Source organism: Nostoc foliaceum FACHB-393 (assembly GCF_014698505.1).
Taxonomy (GTDB): Bacteria; Cyanobacteriota; Cyanobacteriia; order Cyanobacteriales; family Nostocaceae; genus Nostoc; species Nostoc foliaceum_A.
The window spans coordinates 1-19825 of sequence record NZ_JACJTD010000063.1 but is presented as its reverse complement, the minus strand read 5'-3'; the positions used below and the strand labels follow the sequence as shown (position 1 = coordinate 19825).

General features: G+C 38.9%; 19 protein-coding genes. 11 read left to right on the top strand and 8 right to left on the bottom strand.

Annotated features, from left to right (window positions below; genetic code table 11):
- Window positions 1-12: 12 nt before the first annotated feature.
- The gene (locus H6G92_RS31265; protein WP_190899729.1) at window positions 13-621 is read right to left on the bottom strand and encodes a hypothetical protein; all 609 of its coding nucleotides are present in this window, start codon (window positions 619-621) and stop codon (window positions 13-15) included.
- Entirely contained in the window at window positions 618-995 is a 378-nt protein-coding gene (locus tag H6G92_RS31260) for a hypothetical protein (protein ID WP_109013493.1), read from the bottom strand. The genes H6G92_RS31265 and H6G92_RS31260 overlap by 4 nt, the downstream gene beginning before the upstream one ends.
- 229 nt (window positions 996-1224) lie before the next feature.
- Here H6G92_RS31260 and H6G92_RS40920 point away from each other — a divergent pair, with 229 nt between their 5' ends.
- The 3 genes from H6G92_RS40920 (at window position 1225) to H6G92_RS39820 (ending at window position 6000) form a co-directional block, all read left to right on the top strand.
- Window positions 1225-1437: a plasmid partition protein ParG gene (locus H6G92_RS40920; protein ID WP_313890017.1), complete on the top strand. Its 213-nt coding sequence runs from the start codon at window positions 1225-1227 to the stop codon at window positions 1435-1437.
- A gap of 593 nt (window positions 1438-2030) precedes the next feature.
- Window positions 2031-5180, top strand: coding sequence for a plasmid replication protein, CyRepA1 family (locus H6G92_RS31250; RefSeq protein WP_190899727.1), 3150 nt, complete (start codon window positions 2031-2033; stop codon window positions 5178-5180).
- Window positions 5181-5319: 139 nt separating this feature from the next.
- Window positions 5320-6000, top strand: coding sequence for a hypothetical protein (locus tag H6G92_RS39820; RefSeq protein ID WP_242059378.1), 681 nt, complete (start codon window positions 5320-5322; stop codon window positions 5998-6000).
- Window positions 6001-6342: 342 nt separating this feature from the next.
- Here H6G92_RS39820 and H6G92_RS38950 read toward each other — a convergent pair whose 3' ends face one another.
- Window positions 6343-7818, bottom strand: coding sequence for a pentapeptide repeat-containing protein (locus H6G92_RS38950; RefSeq protein WP_199345055.1), 1476 nt, complete (start codon window positions 7816-7818; stop codon window positions 6343-6345).
- Window positions 7819-8514: 696 nt separating this feature from the next.
- Window positions 8515-8925: a hypothetical protein gene (locus H6G92_RS31235; protein ID WP_190899725.1), complete on the bottom strand. Its 411-nt coding sequence runs from the start codon at window positions 8923-8925 to the stop codon at window positions 8515-8517.
- A gap of 557 nt (window positions 8926-9482) precedes the next feature.
- Between H6G92_RS31235 and H6G92_RS31230 the strand changes: the two genes are divergently transcribed.
- The 6 genes from H6G92_RS31230 (at window position 9483) to H6G92_RS31210 (ending at window position 15062) form a co-directional block, all read left to right on the top strand.
- A complete protein-coding gene (locus tag H6G92_RS31230) occupies window positions 9483-9998 on the top strand; it encodes a plasmid mobilization protein (protein ID WP_242059377.1) in 516 nt (171 codons plus the stop codon).
- Window positions 9979-11511: a relaxase/mobilization nuclease domain-containing protein gene (locus H6G92_RS31225; protein ID WP_190899723.1), complete on the top strand. Its 1533-nt coding sequence runs from the start codon at window positions 9979-9981 to the stop codon at window positions 11509-11511. The genes H6G92_RS31230 and H6G92_RS31225 overlap by 20 nt, the downstream gene beginning before the upstream one ends.
- A 1746-nt stretch (window positions 11512-13257) precedes the next feature.
- Window positions 13258-13392 carry a hypothetical protein gene (locus H6G92_RS40540; protein WP_277926800.1) on the top strand — a complete coding sequence of 45 codons (135 nt, stop codon included), beginning with the start codon at window positions 13258-13260 and terminating at the stop codon, window positions 13390-13392.
- Window positions 13393-13702: 310 nt separating this feature from the next.
- Window positions 13703-14131, top strand: a complete 429-nt coding sequence (locus tag H6G92_RS31220; RefSeq protein WP_190899722.1) for a hypothetical protein — start codon at window positions 13703-13705, stop codon at window positions 14129-14131.
- Between the two features lie 17 nt (window positions 14132-14148).
- Window positions 14149-14703 carry a hypothetical protein gene (locus H6G92_RS31215; protein WP_190899721.1) on the top strand — a complete coding sequence of 185 codons (555 nt, stop codon included), beginning with the start codon at window positions 14149-14151 and terminating at the stop codon, window positions 14701-14703.
- Between the two features lie 203 nt (window positions 14704-14906).
- Window positions 14907-15062: a hypothetical protein gene (locus H6G92_RS31210; protein ID WP_190899720.1), complete on the top strand. Its 156-nt coding sequence runs from the start codon at window positions 14907-14909 to the stop codon at window positions 15060-15062.
- Between the two features lie 234 nt (window positions 15063-15296).
- Here the strand turns inward: H6G92_RS31210 and H6G92_RS31205 are convergent, their stop codons facing one another.
- On the bottom strand, window positions 15297-15770 hold the full coding sequence (locus H6G92_RS31205) for a GNAT family N-acetyltransferase (protein WP_190899719.1): 474 nt from the start codon (window positions 15768-15770) through the stop codon (window positions 15297-15299).
- Between the two features lie 388 nt (window positions 15771-16158).
- Here H6G92_RS31205 and H6G92_RS31200 point away from each other — a divergent pair, with 388 nt between their 5' ends.
- Window positions 16159-17652 (top strand): WD40 domain-containing protein, encoded by a 1494-nt coding sequence (locus H6G92_RS31200; protein ID WP_190899718.1) that lies wholly within the window; start codon window positions 16159-16161, stop codon window positions 17650-17652.
- A gap of 152 nt (window positions 17653-17804) precedes the next feature.
- Window positions 17805-17939, top strand: a complete 135-nt coding sequence (locus H6G92_RS40535) for a hypothetical protein (RefSeq protein ID WP_277926799.1) — start codon at window positions 17805-17807, stop codon at window positions 17937-17939.
- A 113-nt stretch (window positions 17940-18052) separates the two neighbouring features.
- On the opposite strand, the gene H6G92_RS31195 is transcribed toward H6G92_RS40535, so the two are convergent.
- The 3 genes from H6G92_RS31195 to H6G92_RS31190 form a co-directional block, all read right to left on the bottom strand.
- Window positions 18053-18388: a hypothetical protein gene (locus H6G92_RS31195; RefSeq protein WP_190899717.1), complete on the bottom strand. Its 336-nt coding sequence runs from the start codon at window positions 18386-18388 to the stop codon at window positions 18053-18055.
- Between the two features lie 73 nt (window positions 18389-18461).
- The gene (locus tag H6G92_RS40530; RefSeq protein ID WP_277926798.1) at window positions 18462-18587 is read right to left on the bottom strand and encodes a hypothetical protein; all 126 of its coding nucleotides are present in this window, start codon (window positions 18585-18587) and stop codon (window positions 18462-18464) included.
- Between the two features lie 158 nt (window positions 18588-18745).
- A partial coding sequence (locus tag H6G92_RS31190; protein WP_190899716.1) for a ParB/RepB/Spo0J family partition protein occupies window positions 18746-19825 on the bottom strand: 1080 nt, incomplete at its 5' end.

The following is a 19825-nucleotide window of genomic DNA, read 5'->3' as shown; positions in this document are numbered from 1 at the left end:
TTGAAGCAATATTTAGGGGTTTGCTGCTAGGTTCAGAATCTCTTGCAATGACTTTTGAGCAGTTCGCTGTTTCTGGGTTATTCCCCGTTGGGACAAAAAATCTTTGGCGTTCACTCCTTTGATGGAATGAGCAGCAGTCACAAACTCGGCTGCAAACTGGTCTAAATAGCTTTCTAAGCCATCTCTGACAGTGTTGGAATGAATTTCTACAAAGTTGTCTACGACTGCTTGACCACTTAAATAAGCCAGAGTCGAAGCGATTTTCTCAATGGTCAGCACGTAATTACCAGCAAATTCTTGAAGGGCATTGAGAGTACCATCAATAATCTGTTGCTGTTGTTCTATTGGTAAAGGACTCTCGCTTGAAGGAGCGATGCCTGCGGCAACCCCAGAGGGGAACGCAGCTTCTTCTCCCCTATTTTGTTCAAGAGCCTTCTGCTTGAATGTATTAGCTAGGGTTTCAAACTCTGCCAAAGTTATTTCCTTGAGGCTATCAAAATCATCGGGGTAAGCTTCTTGGAGGCTGAATCTGACAATCTCTTCAGCAACTCCCAAACGTTCGGCAGATTCTTTAATAGAAATCATTTCTGGCTTATTGGTTTTGGTGGAATTAGGATTCATGCAGCTGTACCTCTTTGAATTACTTGGGCGAACTGTGCTTGAAACTTGGCTTGACTGAATTCCTGGGGATACTTTTTGATGTAGTTCTTTACCCGTTCGACAGAACGCAGATTAGCCATCACTCTTCCAATGCGGGACAGAACCCAGCTTTGGTACGGGGATAATGGGCAAGAGCGATCCGTACTGCCATCAGTTTTTACTGGGTAGGCTTGCCGATAGCCATCTATGCGGTAAAGAGCTATGCCGTCCCAACTGACTAAAGTTGAACGAGCAACGTTAAGAATTTTTGCTAGTTCAGATTTCGTAACATAACTTGAGCAAAACAGACCAGGGGAATCTAAATCAAGTCCCCGTGAGGGATTTGATGTTTTCATACTTCATTTATTGATTAATGGTCAAACAGTAATTGATAGTCAATAACAAATGCTGACAAGTAATCAACAGGTATTGACAACTAACGGTAGCTTTGGAGTGTCCACACGCTAAAAGGATTGATTTATAAGCTTTTTCCTTACTCGGCAGACACGAATTGGTTAACGGCTGTTGTTGTTTCTCTGTCTTGTCTGTTATCATAACGTATATCGCGCAATCGCGCAATACGTGGTGGACAAAGATGCCGGAGGTGATGCGAGAATACTAGATATCGCGCAAAGAGAGAAAATGCCTAAGAAAATTCCAGAGGGAATGACTGAGCTAAGTGTCTATGTGGACAAGGATGTGAAACTGAAATTTAAAGTGGCCTGTACTAAGCAAGGTAAGCCTATGGGTGAAATAGTAAACACATTACTCAAGGATTGGCTTAAGACAAATGAGTAAAGACGCGATCGCAAAGGGGAAACTAACCTATCACTCAAGCTATAGCCAAACTAGTAAGATTTGATGGATTTATTAATTGGTATCTATATACGGATTTCTGACTTTTTACTGACTGTTAGCCAAATGACAATATGTGCCTAATGTTACTCACTGATATGCTGACAAGCAAACAACATCTCAACCCCAACCAACTAAGTTCTATTTATGGTTTTAAATCGTTAAGAAATTGAGCTAATAAGCCAAAAAGTCTGCGAGGTACGAACTCACAGACTTAGGCTCAAATTCTTCATTTGATTTCGGTTGTTGTAATTTGTGGCTTCGGTGCTTGGAACCACCTACCACGCGTACACCCCGCCAGAAAAGACAGAGTGTGAAACCCCCACTGGAGTAAGAATCAAGTGGAGCCTTTTATTGATTATAAGCTTTACTTCCAACAGATTAAAAGGGAAAAAAGAACTTATTTGAAGGCTTTACCCAAACTACTTGACTCTTTCCCCTCTACCGCACAAGTTACGCCAACTGTTCTGTAGATAAAAGTTGAACATCAGTCTTTTCTTGGCGAGGGCACTGTAACCCTTGCCAGGAGAAAGAAATTGAAAAATCTATCAAGTGTTCTACCATCCACTCAAAACTTACTGCCAGTAGAGAGCTTAAGCGAGTTTGCCAGCCGAATTGAGCGAGAATTTCTTACTGATTCAGCGATCGCAGTTTCTCTGTACACTGAAAACATCCGCATCGTCTCCGACATAGAAATTAGTGCTGGGGGGGATGTCTCAACCCCAATCCACGATGCACTGAACTGGAAATATACCAGATTTGGGCATCAAGCTAAACCCACACTCCACGCCGCAATATTTATTAACGAAGACGGTAGCCCCTGGCAAGGCAAACTCAGTAAACCCAGGACTGACACGAAAAAAGACAAGGATCAAAAATACGAAACCCCAATTGGCAACGGCTCACGGGCTTATCTCCCCACCGTCAACCGAGAAAATAGACGCTTAATAGCCAACCGCTACGGCGTAGAAGTTCCCCCACCAGGAGAAAGTTTTTGGGACTGGCTAGAACTCCACCCAGAAATCCCAATCATCATTACAGAAGGCGGTAAAAAATCCTTATGCCTGTTGTCACAGGGGTATGTAGCCATTGCCCTTTACGGAATTAACGGCGGCTACCGCAGCAAAGATTTATTAGGCAACCCTGTCAAGCCCTACCTAATCTCAGATATAGCACGATTTGCTGTTAAGGGGAGAAAATTTATCCTAGCCTTTGACCAAGACACCAATACTCTAACCCAGAGACGAGTTAACGCTGCGACTTTCCGCTTTAGCCGATTACTGACCGCCGCCGGTTCAATAGTTGATATCGCCATCTGGGACGGTCAAAAAGGACAGTGTAAAGGCGTTGATGACCTGATAGTAAATGCTGGCGTGGCTGCGTGGTCAACAGCCTTAAACCAAGCCCTTTCAGTAGCACATTGGCAGTTGTGGCAACGCTTAGAAAATCGGTTAACTTACGAACCCTCATTAAAACTGACCACAGCCGACTTATCCACCGAAGATATCAAAGACTTACCTGAGTCAGGAATTATTGCCATTAACTCAGGCAAAGGCACTGGTAAAACTAAGTTTATGGCCAAAACAACAGCGCATTCTCCGAAATTATTAGCACCGAGTCACAGAATAGCGCTCATACAGAATTTATGTGCCAGGGCAGATTTAGATTACCGAGGCGACTTAGATAAAGTCAACGGCAATTTTATCAAAGGAGCGGCTTACAGTTTCCGAATTGGTTTCTGTGTTGATTCGCTGCTAGCCATCGACCCGAAAAAATTTGCTGGTTGTGACTTAATGATTGATGAAATTGTCCAAGTTGTTCGTCACTTATTAACTTCTAGTACTTGTGATAAAGACGGGAAACGTCCCGCATTACTAGCAAGGTTTGCAGAATTAATTAGAGTCGCCCGGAGAATAATTGTTGCTGATGCTGATTTAAACAACCCAACCCTAAATTACATCTGGGAACTCCGAGAAAGCCCAGATCCAATCTACTTAATTTACAACGACTATCAACCCAAACCCTACCACATAACATTTATTCAAGCCAAAGATAAATCAGCTGTAATCAACGAGTTAATCCAAAATGCACAAAACATCTTGCCAGGTAAGGCGCTATATGTCACCACAGATAGCAAAGCCACCAGCAAGACAACAGCGCGACTGCTCCAAAAAGAAATTCCTGGTATTAGAATCCTGCTGGTTAACTCAGAAACCAGTGGCAATCCTGATGAAAAAAGATTTCTAAAAAATCCTGACGCTGTGATTGCAGAAGGATTATATGACGTAATTATTTGTTCTCCCACAGTCGCCACCGGAGTCAGCATAGAAATTCCAGATCAAGTCGAGAAAGTCTATGGAATTTTCACCGGGGCATCATCCACCGACGCTGATATGTCCCAATCTTTAGCCCGACTGCGAGACAACGTAGACCGCACGGTTTGGTGTGCCAAACGTGGGACAAATTACTGTAAAGTTTCTCGCTCCAGTAATTATCTAGAAATTAAAGCACAATTACAACAGAGAACAGATGCCACTGTTAGTTTAGTCCGCTCCAACCTCAGACCAGATATTGTTGAAGGTATTGCTAATTTCGATTGGCAATCAAACCCTCATGTTAATTTGTATGCCCGAATTAGTGCCGAGCAGAATTATTCGATGATGAATCTAAGAGATGCACTGCTAATTCGACTCAGACATGAAGGACATCAGATTACAATTGATAATCGAGAATCGGATAAAGCTGTCAAACTGTTACTAAAGTCAGCCAAAGATGAAATCAAACAAATTGAAGCCAAAGACATAGTAGCCGCCGCAGATTTAACTTACCCAGAAATTGCCCTCTTGGAATCCCAAGAAGCAGTTTCACCAGAAGATGCATTAGCAATTAGAAAATATTATCTGAAAGATTTCTACTGCGTAGACGAGCTAACTATAGAACATGTACTTTGGGACAAAGAAGGCCGACGACGTGGGGAACTGCTCAACTTAGAAGCGCAACTTTATCCCGAATTAGGAGTTGACAGAACAGCCAAATCATTAGAGAAACAAGCTAATTGGAATCAAGCTATTTGCCCGTGGGATATTTCCGGTACAGCACTGCGGCGTTCTATGCGAGAAGCATTTGGATTAAACGACTTTTTAGATCCAAACAAAGAATGGACTAAAGCTGACCTCAAACCCTACGCCGACAAGATTCGCCAATATGCCCCAGAAATATTCCACCATCTCAAACTCACCATTAGCGACAAAATGAGTGATGTTCAGGTTGTGCATCAGATGTTATCGCAGTTGGGAATCAAAGCGGCTTTTCGCTGGTCGAGGTTTGAGCCGGGGTTTGAGAGGCAAAAAATTAAAGTCTACCGACTTGATACTGAAATTTGGTCTAACCTGATGTCCATATTAGCTAAACGTGCCGCACGACGCGAACGCCTTCAAAATCTTGGAGAGTCTGATGGATCAGCTATGTCTTTTAATACTCAAAATAATCTAGGAGATCCAAATCAACATCACCCGAAATCCCTTATTGAAACATTGATTGGACTTGTATGTACCGTCACAGGAGATGATCACCATTTCTTGGTACAGAGCAAAACATTAGATAGTAGCTTAAGATGTCAGAACTTAACCAACAATACAGTGGTTTTATTGTCGTTCACTGAACTTACACCAGTAAATAGGGACTGAAATAGACTTGATTTTTTGTTGCTCTCATATTTGCACTGCCATATTCAAAAGCAGTGCTGGTTCGAGCGTGGCTAATTTCTCAATAGTTTTGTGCATTCACTCTAGCCAAAATAAAAAGTTCATTATCAGACTGCGCCTGGTGACACGAACCTTCTATTTCCGCCAGATTGGCCGATTACGCGCTCATCGTCGCCCCAATGTGGAGCTAACATTCTACTTCTGCGCTGGCTATGATTTGGGTTTCCTCGATCGTGAATTACCAGGAGTTAAATTAGAGAGCGTTGATGCTTTCCAACTCTGCCCAGAAGCGGGTAACGCCAGTGAGCAGACAGGTCACGCTATAGTCAATGCCCTAAAGTCGCTTTGGCAGTCAAAACAGAAAATTACTCAACCGGCGATCGCCAACATTGCTGAGATCTCCCAAGCTTGGGTGAGCCGATTTACCCAGAGATGGGGGGGCTGGCAGCACTTTAAAAAATTATTACTCCTGCTATTAGATAGTCTTAATAGCGGTAGTAATAAAAATTTGGCTGACTTAGACGACGATGAAAAGTGGTTAGTCCGTAAATACTTTCCGCTGTTGATTGCTGAATCAGAATCATCACCAGAAGAAGATGCCTTAGAACACGTCGCTGAAGTTGCCACAATCTTTACTAATACTGCGATGCGGCGAATTTTGCACAGTTGCACTCCTCAAGTTAGGGCTGACTTGCTGATGATTATCCTGTGTTCTTTACCTGCTGAGATTTACTCAGACCAATCCATTCTCAGTTCTGTTGCAAGGGTGCAGACGACCTGTGAAGCGACAGTGACGCTCTAAAATTTATCTGTTTTTAATTTCTACTGACCTATCAGTAATAAAAGATGCTCCCCTTCAAAATTGGGTACTTAATCATTGAGTGAGCGTCCTGTTCAGGATATTTATACGCTATATCTACGCCTATTTTGCTTAACAAAAACTTGAACATTAAAACTACTACCGCTTCCTATTTCTGTTGGCGGTGGTTTTGAATTGTCTATTTAACTAAGCAAACTTCTTTTAAGCTTGGTATAGCTTTAGATAAAATTCATGAGGTAATTCATTCTTTTAAAAAGAGATGAGTAAGTCAGTTTATAGCTAAATTTACGTTTAAGTTGTTAGCTGTAAATTAATTTAAGTTATTCATTTGAAACATATTTTTAGCTCACCACCATTGTCTTCAAGCCAATTATCATTAATTCTCATTCTAATATAAGTTAAGTTCTCTTCTGATATTTTGTTTGGCATTAATACTCTAGTAATTCCTTTGCCTGGTATATATACAAGGAGAGCGCCAAATGGATATTCTTTTTTGAACTTAGCACTATTGTATGGTTCTAAAGCTAATGCGTCATTTCCACTATGTCCTTCAGTTCCCACTCTGTTATATTTTTTATCATCCACTGACCATTTACCTTCTATACTTGAAATTTCTTTTACTCCCTTTAAAGGAAAAGATTGCCATCTTTGTTTAGAATCTACTTTGTAACAACCATCATTTATAGTATTTTTATTGTTATTTGAGACAATATCTGGTTTATTACTTGATAAACCTAGTTGTTTATTAACATTAGTATCATAATGTGCAAATTGCCAGTTCTTAGCTTTTTTAATTTGCTCAACATTTATTTTAAAATTTTTATAAAATATAGTTCCTTCAAGATTTGCTCCTTCAAGATTTGCTCCTTCAAGATTTGCTCCTTCAAGATTTGCTCCTTTAAGATTTGCTCCTTCAAGATTTGCTCCTTCAAGATCTGCTCTTTTAAGATTTGCTCCTTCAAGATTTGCTTCTTTAAGAACCGCTTTGTTAAGATCGCTGGTTTCTAAATTAGCACCCCTAAGTATAGCTTTGTTAAGTTTAGCCTTAACTAAAAAACTATCTTCAAGAAAGGCTTCAGTTAGATTAGCTTTTTCAAGATTAGCGTAATCAAAACTGGCTTCTTTAAGATTTGCTCTAATAAATTTAGTTTCTTTAAGATTAGCTTTAAAAAAATTAGTTCGTTGAAGTTGAGCTTTCTCGAATATTGCTTCATCTAAGTTTGCCCTAGTTAGACTAGCATCTTCAAGGTTTGCTTCTTTTAAGTTAACTCTTTTTAAATTTATATTATCTAAATATGCACCTTTGGCACTCAAGCCTACTAAAGGAACATTATCCTTTTGTAATGTTTCAAGAGCTAGATTTCTTCCAGCACTAGCTCTTTGTTCTCCTGCTGCATAGATTATTTGCCAAGCTTGATATTGTCTCAAAGTTTGTCTTTTTTCTGTTTCAAAAATATATTGAACTACTGCTACTACAATAGTTATTGCAATTCCACTTTGTACTAATTTAAATAATCCTTTACGTAATAAAAAAATTTTCTTTTTTGGTGGTAATTGTAAAATCCAATTAGCCCATACACTAGGCATATCTCGCCAATGATGCCAGTCTTCATGCTTCTTAGGATACGGATCTATAGATTGCTCATGTCTTAGATTATACAAACACTTATAAATCTCTAGCGGAACATTTAAGTACATAGCTTCTTTTGCCATATCATACTCTCGTTGTAATCGATTTGGCCCATCATAAACACTAGAAAAACTTTTTTGTAACTCTTCAATAGTTGGTATATTGGTCATACTTTTTGATTCTAAAATAGTTAATTAGGTAAAAATTATGATTTCAATAACATTTAATTGTTTAAATCTATGTCTTTGATCGTTTGATAGCAAATTAAAGCTCATCAAAATAAAATTACTAATGAATTTGCATTTTTTATAGCAAAGCAGTGTAATTAAAATTTGCACCTTTTATCTAGTTATTTTTGTTTTTAAAATATTTGGTAACATTACATTATTAGCTGTTATGAATTGTTAAATATATTTTGCTACCACTTAGCTTAGAAATTTTCAAAGTGTGCTAGATATATTTACAATAGTAATATTAACATATATTAGGTATATAAAAGCTCTAGTGCGGTTTTAAAAAAATTATATAAAAAACTGTACGTAAACAAAAGGTATTAAGCGTTTTTTAACAATAACAATCTTAAATACTTTCTATAAAGTCCCCTATCAATCTTGCAAGACTAGGGGATGATTTATTGTAATGTTCAAACGTTTACGTAAAAATAAATACCTTGTAGTATATAAAAATACAGCTATACTTTGCTTGAATATTAAGGGATATTGATTGCTGCTCTTTTTCCATGACGAGTAGTGATTTAACTCATCATTCAACTAGCTTATAAATTTTCGTCTTTATAAATAAATTTGAGGTACAAAGCCTGACCTGTTTGGTTAGTTGGCTCTGATTTATCTCTTACACCTGTTTTGCTAACTGTTGATTTTTCTCTTACCCTTCCCACTATTGACAGGTAATTTCTCAGCTTCATTACTGGCTTTAACTGCTGGTTGAGTTTCAGTAGGTGGCTCTGACGACTGATTTTTGTCGCCGTCCTCCTCAGCTTTCTTTCGTTGACGGCTGCTTTTCTTCAACTCACCGATTAAATATTTGATTCTGCCGCCTGTCAAATTGATGCCCATACCCTTCAGCATTTCTGAAACTTCGTCGTAACTGTAGCCGTACTTATCAGAAGTCAATTTCTCAATGTACCGTCTCATTTTCCTGATGGCCTCTCTGTCCGATATATCCTCTCGTTCTTTCGGCTTCTGTTCTTTCAGCAGATTGATGGCCTTATCAATCTTCTCTTTCGTAATTAATTCTGAATTCTGATGTTCACTCATGGTTATCTTGTGAATAACGATTAACTGATAATTATCGGCTATTTGAAATAATTTGTACCAATTTGTTTTCAAAATCCGAAAAAAATCGGCTATTGCGGCTGCGCCGAATTACCTTTTCGTATTACGGCTACGCCAAACTGTTTTTTAGTGTGGCAGCTTCGCTGGTCTTCTTATTCACGCTAATGCTAAACAATTTGACTATTACAGCTACGCTGAATCAGAGAATTTTACTTAAAACAGCTTCGCTGAATTATTTTTTCGTATTGCGGCTACGCCGGACTATTATATTGTGCGACAGCTACGCTGAACCTAGAATTTTCATATAGCAGCTACGCCGTTTTTATCTCCTCTATGGTGGCTACGCCGAACCAGAATTTATCTCCTGCTTGATTATCTCAAATTCCGGCTACGCCGTTGCTATCCTCCCCTGTAAGTTGTAGGATGATCAGCATCACGGCTACGCCTTTATACTCCTGCCCTCAGCCTCCTGCTGTGCCCTCCGTACACAGGTAGTACACGACACATCTCTTACCCCGTATTTGGGCTAGAAGCCAGCCATGCCTCAAAGCTTACGCTTTGTCTCGCCGCGCTCGAACGGCAGACTGGTTCAAGTGGGGAAACCCCCCTTGAAAAACCCCCCTCTCAATGTCCCTGAATCTTCTCAACTTATGGCGAATCGCAAGCAGTCAAAAGCTCTAGTCCGAAAGCACATATTTCCAGTGAGATTGAGCGATATCGAACTGGACTTGCTGCGAATAAAATCACTTGACGCGGGGATGTCAGCGAGTGAACTGATGAGACGCAATGCGTTGATGCGTCCATTGCCTAAACGACTAAGTAAAATTAGCTTGCAAACATATTGGGAATTAGGACAAATCGGCAACAACCTAAACCAGCTTGTCAAGGCAACTAACACAGCCTTAAAAATTGGACGAACTTTACCTTCTGATCCAGAACTACTAAGAGAACTTTTAGAACTACTGCATCAGTGCAGACGAGACATTGCCTCGGATGATATTGAATCTGAAGATTCAGAAGAGGAAGACGAAGAGGATGATTGGGAAGCAGACTAAAGGCAGAGGTTTTCGCAAGCTGTTGGATTATTTGGAATCCCGTGAAGATGCTAAACTAATCGGCGGCAACATGAGCGGAAGAAATGCCCGTGAATTGGCGCGGGAGTTTAAGCTGTCTCGACAACTTAATTCTGATGCAGACAGAGTTGTTTACCATGTTTCTCTATCAGCAGCTAAGGGTGATAAATTAGATGATGAGAAGTGGAGCGAAATCAGCGATCGCTACATGTTTGAAATGGGCTTTGATGCCAATCAGTTTGTCATCTTTCGCCACCACAATACCGACGACGACCACATCCACATTGCCGCCAGCCGCATCAGGATGGATACAGGGCTATTAGTGCATGATTCCTGGGATTATGTGCGCTCTGAAAAAGTGTTGCGGCAGATTGAAATAGACTATGATTTGGTGCAAGTCCAAGGAAGTAGAGAGAAACTTCAACGCACACCCAGCACCGGACAAATCAGGCGCATAAGGCGAGAACAGGAAGAATATGAACTAGGTAAACTTGAGCGGCCACCAGGACGCACGATTAAAGAGGAACTTCAGCAGACAATTGATAGGGCCAGTGTTGATAATCCTCAAATGCCAATCTTGATCTGGCGATTACAGTTAGCTGGCATTAGTGTGAGAACAGGATTCACTAGGAACGGTAAATCTAAAGGCATTTCATACCAGAAAGATGGGCAGGCTTTTAGTGGTACACAGTTAGGTGCAGCTTATACATGGCCAGGTTTGCAAAAACATCTTGGCATTGACTACCAACCAGAACGTGATGATGAATTTATTAATAAATTGCTGCTCAAACCTGTTAAACCACTCGCAGTTGAGGAGAGACAAAAGCTGTTTCCAGAAATTGAACACAAACAAAATCAACCACAGTTTACACCACCACCAGAGGATAAAGTTGTTTGGCAAGTATTACACAAATACTTGAGCGAGAAACGCTATATACCAGATTATATTCTCCAAGGATTACATGATAATCAGTTGCTTTACATGGATGAGCAGCGAAATATTTTGTTTATCAAGCGTGATTTAGATGGTTCAAAAACTGGCGCATTAGTATGGTCAAATCCAAAGCAAAGCCATCGCGCTGTGGAGTACGACCAAAACACCTCTACAGCAAATGGTTGGTTTTATTTGAGATTGGGAGGGCAACCAACGTCCAAGGTAGAAAACGTCTTTTTGTGTTCTACACCAATTGATGCGATGTCAGCCGCCACTTTCCTGATGCACAAAAGGGAAGGGCTACCGCCAACTAGAACGATGTTTATGGTAGCTGATGACCCGAATAACCTACCTATGGAATTTCTCAAAGATACTGATAAAGTTTTCCTGACGTTTAATAATGATTCACAAGGAAATTCTACTGCTAGTGCAGTATTCTTATTGTTGCCTCACAGTAAAAAAGTGACAACTTTTACTCCTGATTGGAGTCAGGAACTAGAAGCTCATCTGTTGGAGGAGCAACAAAAGCGCAGACAGCAGGAGCGTGGTTTTAGCTTGTGAGCCACGCAGAGCGTACACCTGACTTGTTGGTTAAGTTCAAGAAAGAATTTTTGAAACACAATTGCAACATATTATGATTACGCATTGTCAATAAGATGGGGCCTTATTGACAATAAAAATAGCGCAAAAAAGTGGCTGTAATTGAGACTGGATAATAGTTACAGAAGATTTTTTTCAAAAACAGTGGACGGCCAAAAGGACAAGAAACCACTGTTTTTGATGTTTTGGCCGTCCGTTGACAGGTGGGCATTTGTCAGCAGAGCATGACAATTGAGCAGGGTTGGCGCTCACTGGACGGCCAAAAGGACAAGAAAGCACTGTTTTTGTCCTTTTGGACGGCCAAAAATATTAGTGTCGGATGAGACTGATTAACTACGGTTAAACTACACTAAGTCCACGGCTTTATAAGTGTTTAGTGTAGTTATTGCGTTAGACGAGTTTCTGTTTCAGTTAACGCTAAATATATAGAGTGACGGCTGAACTCCCAGTGGAAATTTCAGATTCACTTACTGAAGAAGTTGATCGATTAAGCGGGATTTTTGAAGTACAGTCGCAACACAAAAGTATTATGTATTCTCAATAATTTTAGAGTTATTGAGAATGAGCCAGTTTGATAAAAGTGGCTAAAAGGTAGTTGGTGTATGTATTAGACACCAATTTTTTGGTCAAAGCCATGTTCTAAATAGCAGACATTTTGTAGTGAATAGTCAAAGTTTCTTGACAGCTATAACAGTTAAAAGCGTGTATAAGCTGTGCAGAATAGCAGACATTTTGCACAGGAATCGGGGTTTTAGGTGCAAAATGTCTGCTATTTGTAACTGTGATTAATCAGACAATTTCACCACTTAAAACAAGTTTCATCTCTATTAACAAGCGTGGAGATTGTAAAAGGAACAATTTCTATTCAGGCATGAAGAAAAAAAATCGGATGTTAGCGTGGCAGGTTAAGCTCTAGAAATAATTTATGAAGCACAATTGCAACATAAATGTATTATGTATTCTCAATAATTTTGAAGTTATTGAGAATGAAACAGGCAATCAAAATTTGCTGTAAGTCATAGTCAGAAAGCATTACGCTAGAAATTTTCGCAAAAAGTCTTATGCTCAACTGGTAGCTGTAGGGCTACTCTATAGCTACCAGTTGGGGAATGATCAAATTTTCAACAACTCGCTTTTTTACTACTCAACTGGTAGCTGTGTGTCACCAGTTGAGCTACCCAACAGCTACCACTTGGGCAAGGTATTTAGAACTACTATTTCAATACTGGTAAACTACATAAACCCTATGTAATAAGTGATGTTTACAGCGCCGCTAAGGTGTAACTCAAAAGTGGAGTGCTGTTTTGATATTACAAATGTAGTTAGTGAGTATTGTTTTTTGATGTTGGTTCAAGTCTTTTTAGTTTTGGCTCAAAAAACTGGCCTAAAAAGATTGCGTACTGTGCGTAAGTTTTGGACAGAAATTTTTGGCGGAAAAATCAGGGTGGTAAATGAGGTTTTCGGGGTCGAAATCCTTACTTTTACCTTATGTTTACCTTGTAAACACCTTGGAGATGCCATTGTTTTACCTTATTTTTGACAAAAAAGAAGGATTTTGTAAAAAACGGTGATTTTCAGTGTTGAAGGTGCAAATAAATCCTTATATTTGCCATTGGAATACCATTGAAATGCCATTGGTTTACCTTACAAACGCCATTTTCAAAAAAATCCTTGTAAATACCTTATAAATTCCATTCGAGTAAATTAATGCTTCGGGTGCGAAGTTTTTCGGAAGCGGCTAAAAGAATTGCACCTAGTGGGCGAACTTGGAATGAGATTCTTATTGAACAACAGCAAGAGATAGTGGAGCAAAAGCAACGCTCTAGGGGTTTTAGTCGGTGAGCCGTGTTGAACCGACGAACTCGTTGCCGCTTCGCTCGATGAGGCGGTGGCTCTTACGGGCAGGGAGATTACTGGTTGTGTTGACTAAACCCTCATGCCCGCAAGAGCCACTCCGCTACGCCGCCTCATCGCAACGAGTTCTAAATTCTAGATAGAAAGTGACACTTCAGTTATTAACTATTAAAATTAAATAAATTTAAAATGAAATACATTTGTTATAAAAACCAATTCATTTTAAATAATAGATTATATTTGCTGTTGACATATCTTTAGTAAATTTGATTATTAACCGCTATATTTCAAAACAAAAATGAACAAAAATTATAAGTATTTGGATTTTAAAACATCTGCCGCAGCTATTACTAGTCTAATATTTATCGTTAGTTGCCCGTTTTTGTTTTTATTAGCTTTACCAAGTATTTTTTTGAGAGATGATTTTATTGGAGTTTGGTTGAATAACCCAGGTGATTTTCCTTTTAGTTTTTCAATGGCATTATTTGTTGCATTATCTTGTAGTGCAGTAACTCTTGGAACTTTTAGTGTTAAGCAGGAAAGTTTCTCAGTTTTTGTAGTTATTATTGCTGCGCTTATAGGTTGCATTCTTAATTTGATTATTTTACCTATTAATGCCTACAAATATCTTATATACTTGTATTTGTTAACTGGAATTTTATTGATATCTCCAATAATTTTAGTTATAACTTTAACAATTGATAGTTTTTTAGTAAAAGTAACTTAAATATTAAATCATTGAAAATGACAGCTAAATTACTATATGTAGATGTGTTCATTTTAGTTAATTTATTTTCTAGTTTTTTGCTAGTATTACCTTTTGTTTGTATTTACATATCTTGCAAAATTTTAAATGAAATCCAATATCGTTATCAACTGTCTGTAAAATATACACTTTGTTTATTATTAGTAATTTTAATTCCTTACTGTATAGCTTCTACTGCAAAGCTAACTCCCGGATTGATTATGCCAATTGAGTATAGAAATTATTTAGGTTTTAGAGAATATGAATCTTATTACAAGCAAGCTATTACTCAGCTAAATGAGTGCAAACAACTGAAAAATTATATTGGACATATACAAACACAGGGGTTTGCAGAAGGTAGACATTATCAGCAAACTGATTTTAGTGCAGGAGGAGAAGCTGGTCGTTTTGTTCTTGAGTTAGTTGGAGATCAGGGGACTGCTTTTGTTAATGGATGTTACGGTGATTGTCTAGGACATCCAGAAGACTTAGCAGTTAGAATTTATACAAAATCTGCCAGAAAAAATCTGACTTTTTCTCAAATTTGCCCATAATTTCAACTTGCTAAACACTCTTATCGGGCGTATGGAAAACAAGATTTTTGTCGTTTATAGGGAGATAAAAAACACTTTTATATTTAGTACGTTGCCTTAAAACTTAATGTATAGAATAAAGGGCAAGTAAGAAAACCAATTAAGAAAACTTTGATTACTTAGCTCAAAGTGCTTTATTTATAAGGCTTTCAGTAGCCAGTGCTGTGCAACTTCCTTTCTTGGTCGTGCCTGCGATCGCCCTTTTATGTCGGGTTATATGGGAATTACGACATTTCTATACCAACGTCTACACGGCAGTCCCTCAACCAGTAGGTGCGATCTCACTGTGGAGATATCCACAGTTTTTGTGTGTGGCTTAAATGTAACGGGGTCTTAATTTGAACATCAAAATACCCCACTGCCGGATAATCGCAAGTGGGGTTAAATGAGATGAACCAGGGAACCAGATTCCCGCCATAACTGCGGGGTTAAATATAAAGCTTTACTAAATAAGATTTGGGTAAATATTGGAATTGGGAATTGAAACTATCATATTAAAAATATTTGAAATATGGGTGTAGGTGCTGTTGTATGTGCCCGTGGATACGAAGAAATTACAGTCGATTGGACAGATCTTTTTCCATAAAGATTTCAGCCACATCATTGTTGTTGTATTTCTCTATTTCGTAGAAGCCGTTCTTCTTAAATATATAAATAGCGGCCTTAGATTGTCTCATTGTGTCCAGTCTTAATTTTTTCAAACCATTGCCGATCGCTACATCTATCGCATGACCTATCAACATTTGCCCAAGCCCCTGTCCTTGAAGGGTGGGTAACACAAAATATCTTTTAATCTCTCCAATACATTCTTTGCGATCAATTATCTTTAAAGCAATAGTCCCGACAATTGAGCCAGCTGATTCCAAAACCCAAAAATTACCGCCATCGCTTTGGTATACATCCTCGATTTTCCTAATGTCTGACTGTCTGCCAGTTGGGTCGAATTTGTGGCCACGATTTTCACATATGATTATCAAGAATTCTTCAAGCTTACTCTGTAGCCCCCGGTTAAAAGACACTAGATTCATTAGTTCCTTTGTTTGATTTTCCGAATCACTAGCAGCCCAACTATTTATTATACGGAAACTTTCCGTATAATCTTTTTCTTAACCCTTATAGGTATTGAGCCGACCAGTCCAAGCCTGCCCGCCCCTTTATACTCCGCGTTGCCGCATGATTCGCAACGAGTTCTCACATCAAAATATTTGAAGATACTCAATAAGAAACAGACTACAAAAAATTTTGAAACAGTTTTTTGAAGTGGCCTCAATTAACGCATGGCGCGATCGCATAAATCTAGTTTTTGGCAGCAAGGTTTAGATCGAGCCAAGTTTTACTCCACGTTTTGGCAGGACAAATCCTGCCCCATAGATGGGAATACTTCATATAGTGTTGTTGAAATTGTCAGGATTCAGAATGATAGAGAACACAAATGAAGAAATTTCATTTTTTCTAGAAAGTAAAACTCTTGATAATGAATGGAAATGTATACATAGCTTTTCCTATCCCGTAGGAAAATTTGGAAGTGCTTATGGAATCTCTTTTACACCTAATGGGCAATTTCTTGCTGGTGCTTGCGCTAATGATATTGCAATTTGGGATTTGAATTGTGGAAAATTAAAAAATGTGTTATCTGGACATTCAAGAACAATTTACTCACTAGACACTAGTTCAAATGGACAAATCATTGCTAGTGCTAGTCTAGATAATACTGTTAAGTTATGGAATTTACAGACGGGAAATTTGGTTCAAACACAAACCTTCTTTCGTAAAGATCCAATTCATTGTGTCAAATTCAGCCCAGATGGAAAATTTATTGCAAGTGGAGGCGAGAATAAGTATAAAAATCTTAATACGAAAAATACAAGTATCTACCTTTGGGGTCAAGAAACAATTAAGTCAATAGATACACTTTCTGCACACTCTTTAAGGATTAATTGTCTTATTTTTTCCCCTGACTGTCGTTTTTTAGTTAGTGGAAGCAATGACAAAACAATAAAAATTTGGGATGTAGAAACTAAACAGCTTATTCATAATTTGATTGGACATTCATATAATGTACGATGTGTTGCAATCACTCCTGACGGGAAAACTGTGATTAGTAGTGGGGGAGGTGGTATAAAATTTTGGTGTATAACAACCGGAAAATTACTATTTACTCTGTCTAAAGATTTAGAATATGTTGATTATTTTGCAATTAGTCCTGATGGAAAATTACTTGCTAGTAATGCAGGTAATAGGAAAGTCAGAGTCTACAATTTAGAAACGAATCAAATAATTCATTATTTAGAGTTTTCAAACTTAGCAGCTATTTCATTTAGTGCAGATGGTAAGATGCTAGCAGCAGGATGTACCGCGCCCCAAGATGATAAATATAGTTTTAAGGTTTGGCAAGTTCCTTCTGATTTAAACGAAAATCGTTTTTGGAAACAGGATGAATCTATATTAGACAGTACGATTAAAGATGTTGATAATTCAGGCTTTTTTCAGCCAGAAAATATACAAGATGCCAGAAACTATATTCTCTCATCTATTGTTCGTCGGAGAGGACAACAAGCTTTTCGTAAAAAAATACTTGCAGTTTATAATAAGGAATGCACTGTAACTGGTTGTAATGCAGAACAAGCACTAGAAGCTGCCCATATTTACCCATATAAAGGAGATGACACTAACGAAATCTGGAATGGGCTAATTCTTCGTTCTGATATTCATACCCTATTTGACCTTTATCTCCTTACTATTCACCCAGAAACGAATAAAGTATGTATTGCGCCAGAATTACAAAACACAAGTTATGGGGAACTCAACGGTAAAACAATTAGGCTTCCTAAAGATACGACACTATACCCTAATAAAGAAGCGCTCAAGTGGCATTATAAACAATGTAAATGGATAAATGATAATGCCTAATAGGTATTGGGGATAAATGAGCAATCGAACAGGAACTTACGCTAAGGAATTGATGAGCCGCTTTCAATACTGCGATCGCGTTTGTTGATTATCTTGTTAAGCACATTAAAATCTTTTCTACTAAATTTAAAGTTTAATAAGCGTCAAATATCGTGACCAAAGAAGAGTTTTACTGGAGTAAAGACATTGTTGCTATTGAATTAAGCGTTTCTAGAGCCAATGCGGAGTACCTTGATTGCGACACATTGGCTGCGATCGCAATTTTGGGAGCCAATGCGTCGCAATAGAGATGCGTGGTCGTACTTGCCGTAACCCTTGAGAATTCACCTTTTTGTTGTCTCGGTAAGAAACTATTGCCTTTTGTTTCTTACTGCTGAAATAGAATGCAGTTGCTTTTTTCCTAAGTTGCAATTTTGATAATAGTATTGTCAATAACGCGAACCTTAAAGGTTATACCTGACTTTTTAGGCAACCATCCGATTTGCATAGCTTGTTTTATCCATAACGCTACATCTTTTGGTGTGACTGCGGTTATTTCAAGGCTAAACCCCTGTGGATGAAGTCTATCAGTAAGAATTACTAATACTGACCCATGCTCAGTAGCGTGTTCTACTGCAACATGAAGATGTCCATCAGGATAGTCTGCTTGAGAGTTAGTGGCTTGTCTTCGGATTAGCCAGATAAATGGTTCTCCATCAACTATTATCTTTCTTGTACCTTTTTTTGGTATTGACATCTCTGTTGCTAACTTAACCCATTTAGTTAAATAGATAATCTTGCAGAAACATAAACTTGAACTCCAATAAAAATTATTGCATTTCGTCTACTGCATCGACATCTACCCAATAAATGTGGTTCTTTGGCTGACTTTCAAAGTGGCAACCAATCAGGTTTGCACCCAACTGAGAAGCTTTTGGTTCAGTTTTGATGACCATCCCGTAATTGCACAGGCTTGAACAGAAAGAGCGCAATCACCCTCTCGCAACGGTAATTATATTTAAGGATAATGCCATTACCAATGTCTCTGGGTTGTCCTGATGCCCCAGATGCTCGGTGATAGGCTGTTGTTGCTGTGGGACTGTAGCGGTCATAGTCACTCATCCCCTAGTAAGGCTTCGAGCTTGTTTAAAAGGTTTACCAACTGCTTTTGCTTTCTAGGTTCTTTCCAAAGCTGACGCTTTTTAATGCGCTGGGTGATATTTTGGAGGCGGTCTGGTATTTGGTTAGATGCTTTAGACGAGGATGCTTGTTCATCATCAGTCCAAGCTGTGATTTTTTCTTTGATTTGGCTTAAAGACCAATCCGAGGCTATCGCTTCGGATAAAAGTTTTTTTCGGATTTCATTATTCCTTACCCGCGCCAAGACTTGTGCTTTGGTGTATTCCAGTTTCCCTTCTCGCAGTGCTATTAAAATTTCTTCGGGCAGATTGAGCAAAGGTAAGCGTGTGGTGATGAACGATAGCCAATTCATGAGTCCCAAACTCTCAAACACCTGTTGTACCGTGTTTGATTGTTCTTCATCTAGGTTAGGAGAAACGTTTTTACTAGATTCAGTTTTCTCGGCTAAATGGTCAGAAACGTTGTCAAGAGTTTGTGGATTATCGGGGTTAGGAAAAACGTTTTTACTAGATTCATTTTTATCGGCTAAATGCTCAGAAATGTTGTCCTCAGTTTGTGGATTATCTGAGTTAGGAAAAACGTTTTTACTAGATTCATTTAATGAGGATTTTGACGGCTGTTCCCCCTTACTGTGAGCGTTTTTCATTCGATACAGCAAGGATTTGACGGCTTCTACATCGCAATGCAGCCGGATTGCCAACAGGTGCAAGATACCTTCAGTTTCTTCAACGGGGTTAAGGTCTTCTCGTTGCAGGTTTTCAATCAAAGCCAACTGAAACGCTTGGTCATCAGATAGCTCACGCACAACCACAGGCGCGACTTCAAGTTTGGCTTCAAGTCCTGCCCGATAACGTCGCTCTCCTGCTACTAATTCGTATTTCCCTCCGCCAATTGTCCGCACCAACAAAGGTTGGAGGATGCCATGCTGCTTGACTGACGAGACTAATTCTTTTAATGCTTGTGGGTCAAAGTATCGTCGGGGCTGGTGTTGAGGCAGAACTATATCTGAGAGTTTGATAGTAGTTTCAGTAGCGGCTGGCAACTCGCCATCTGG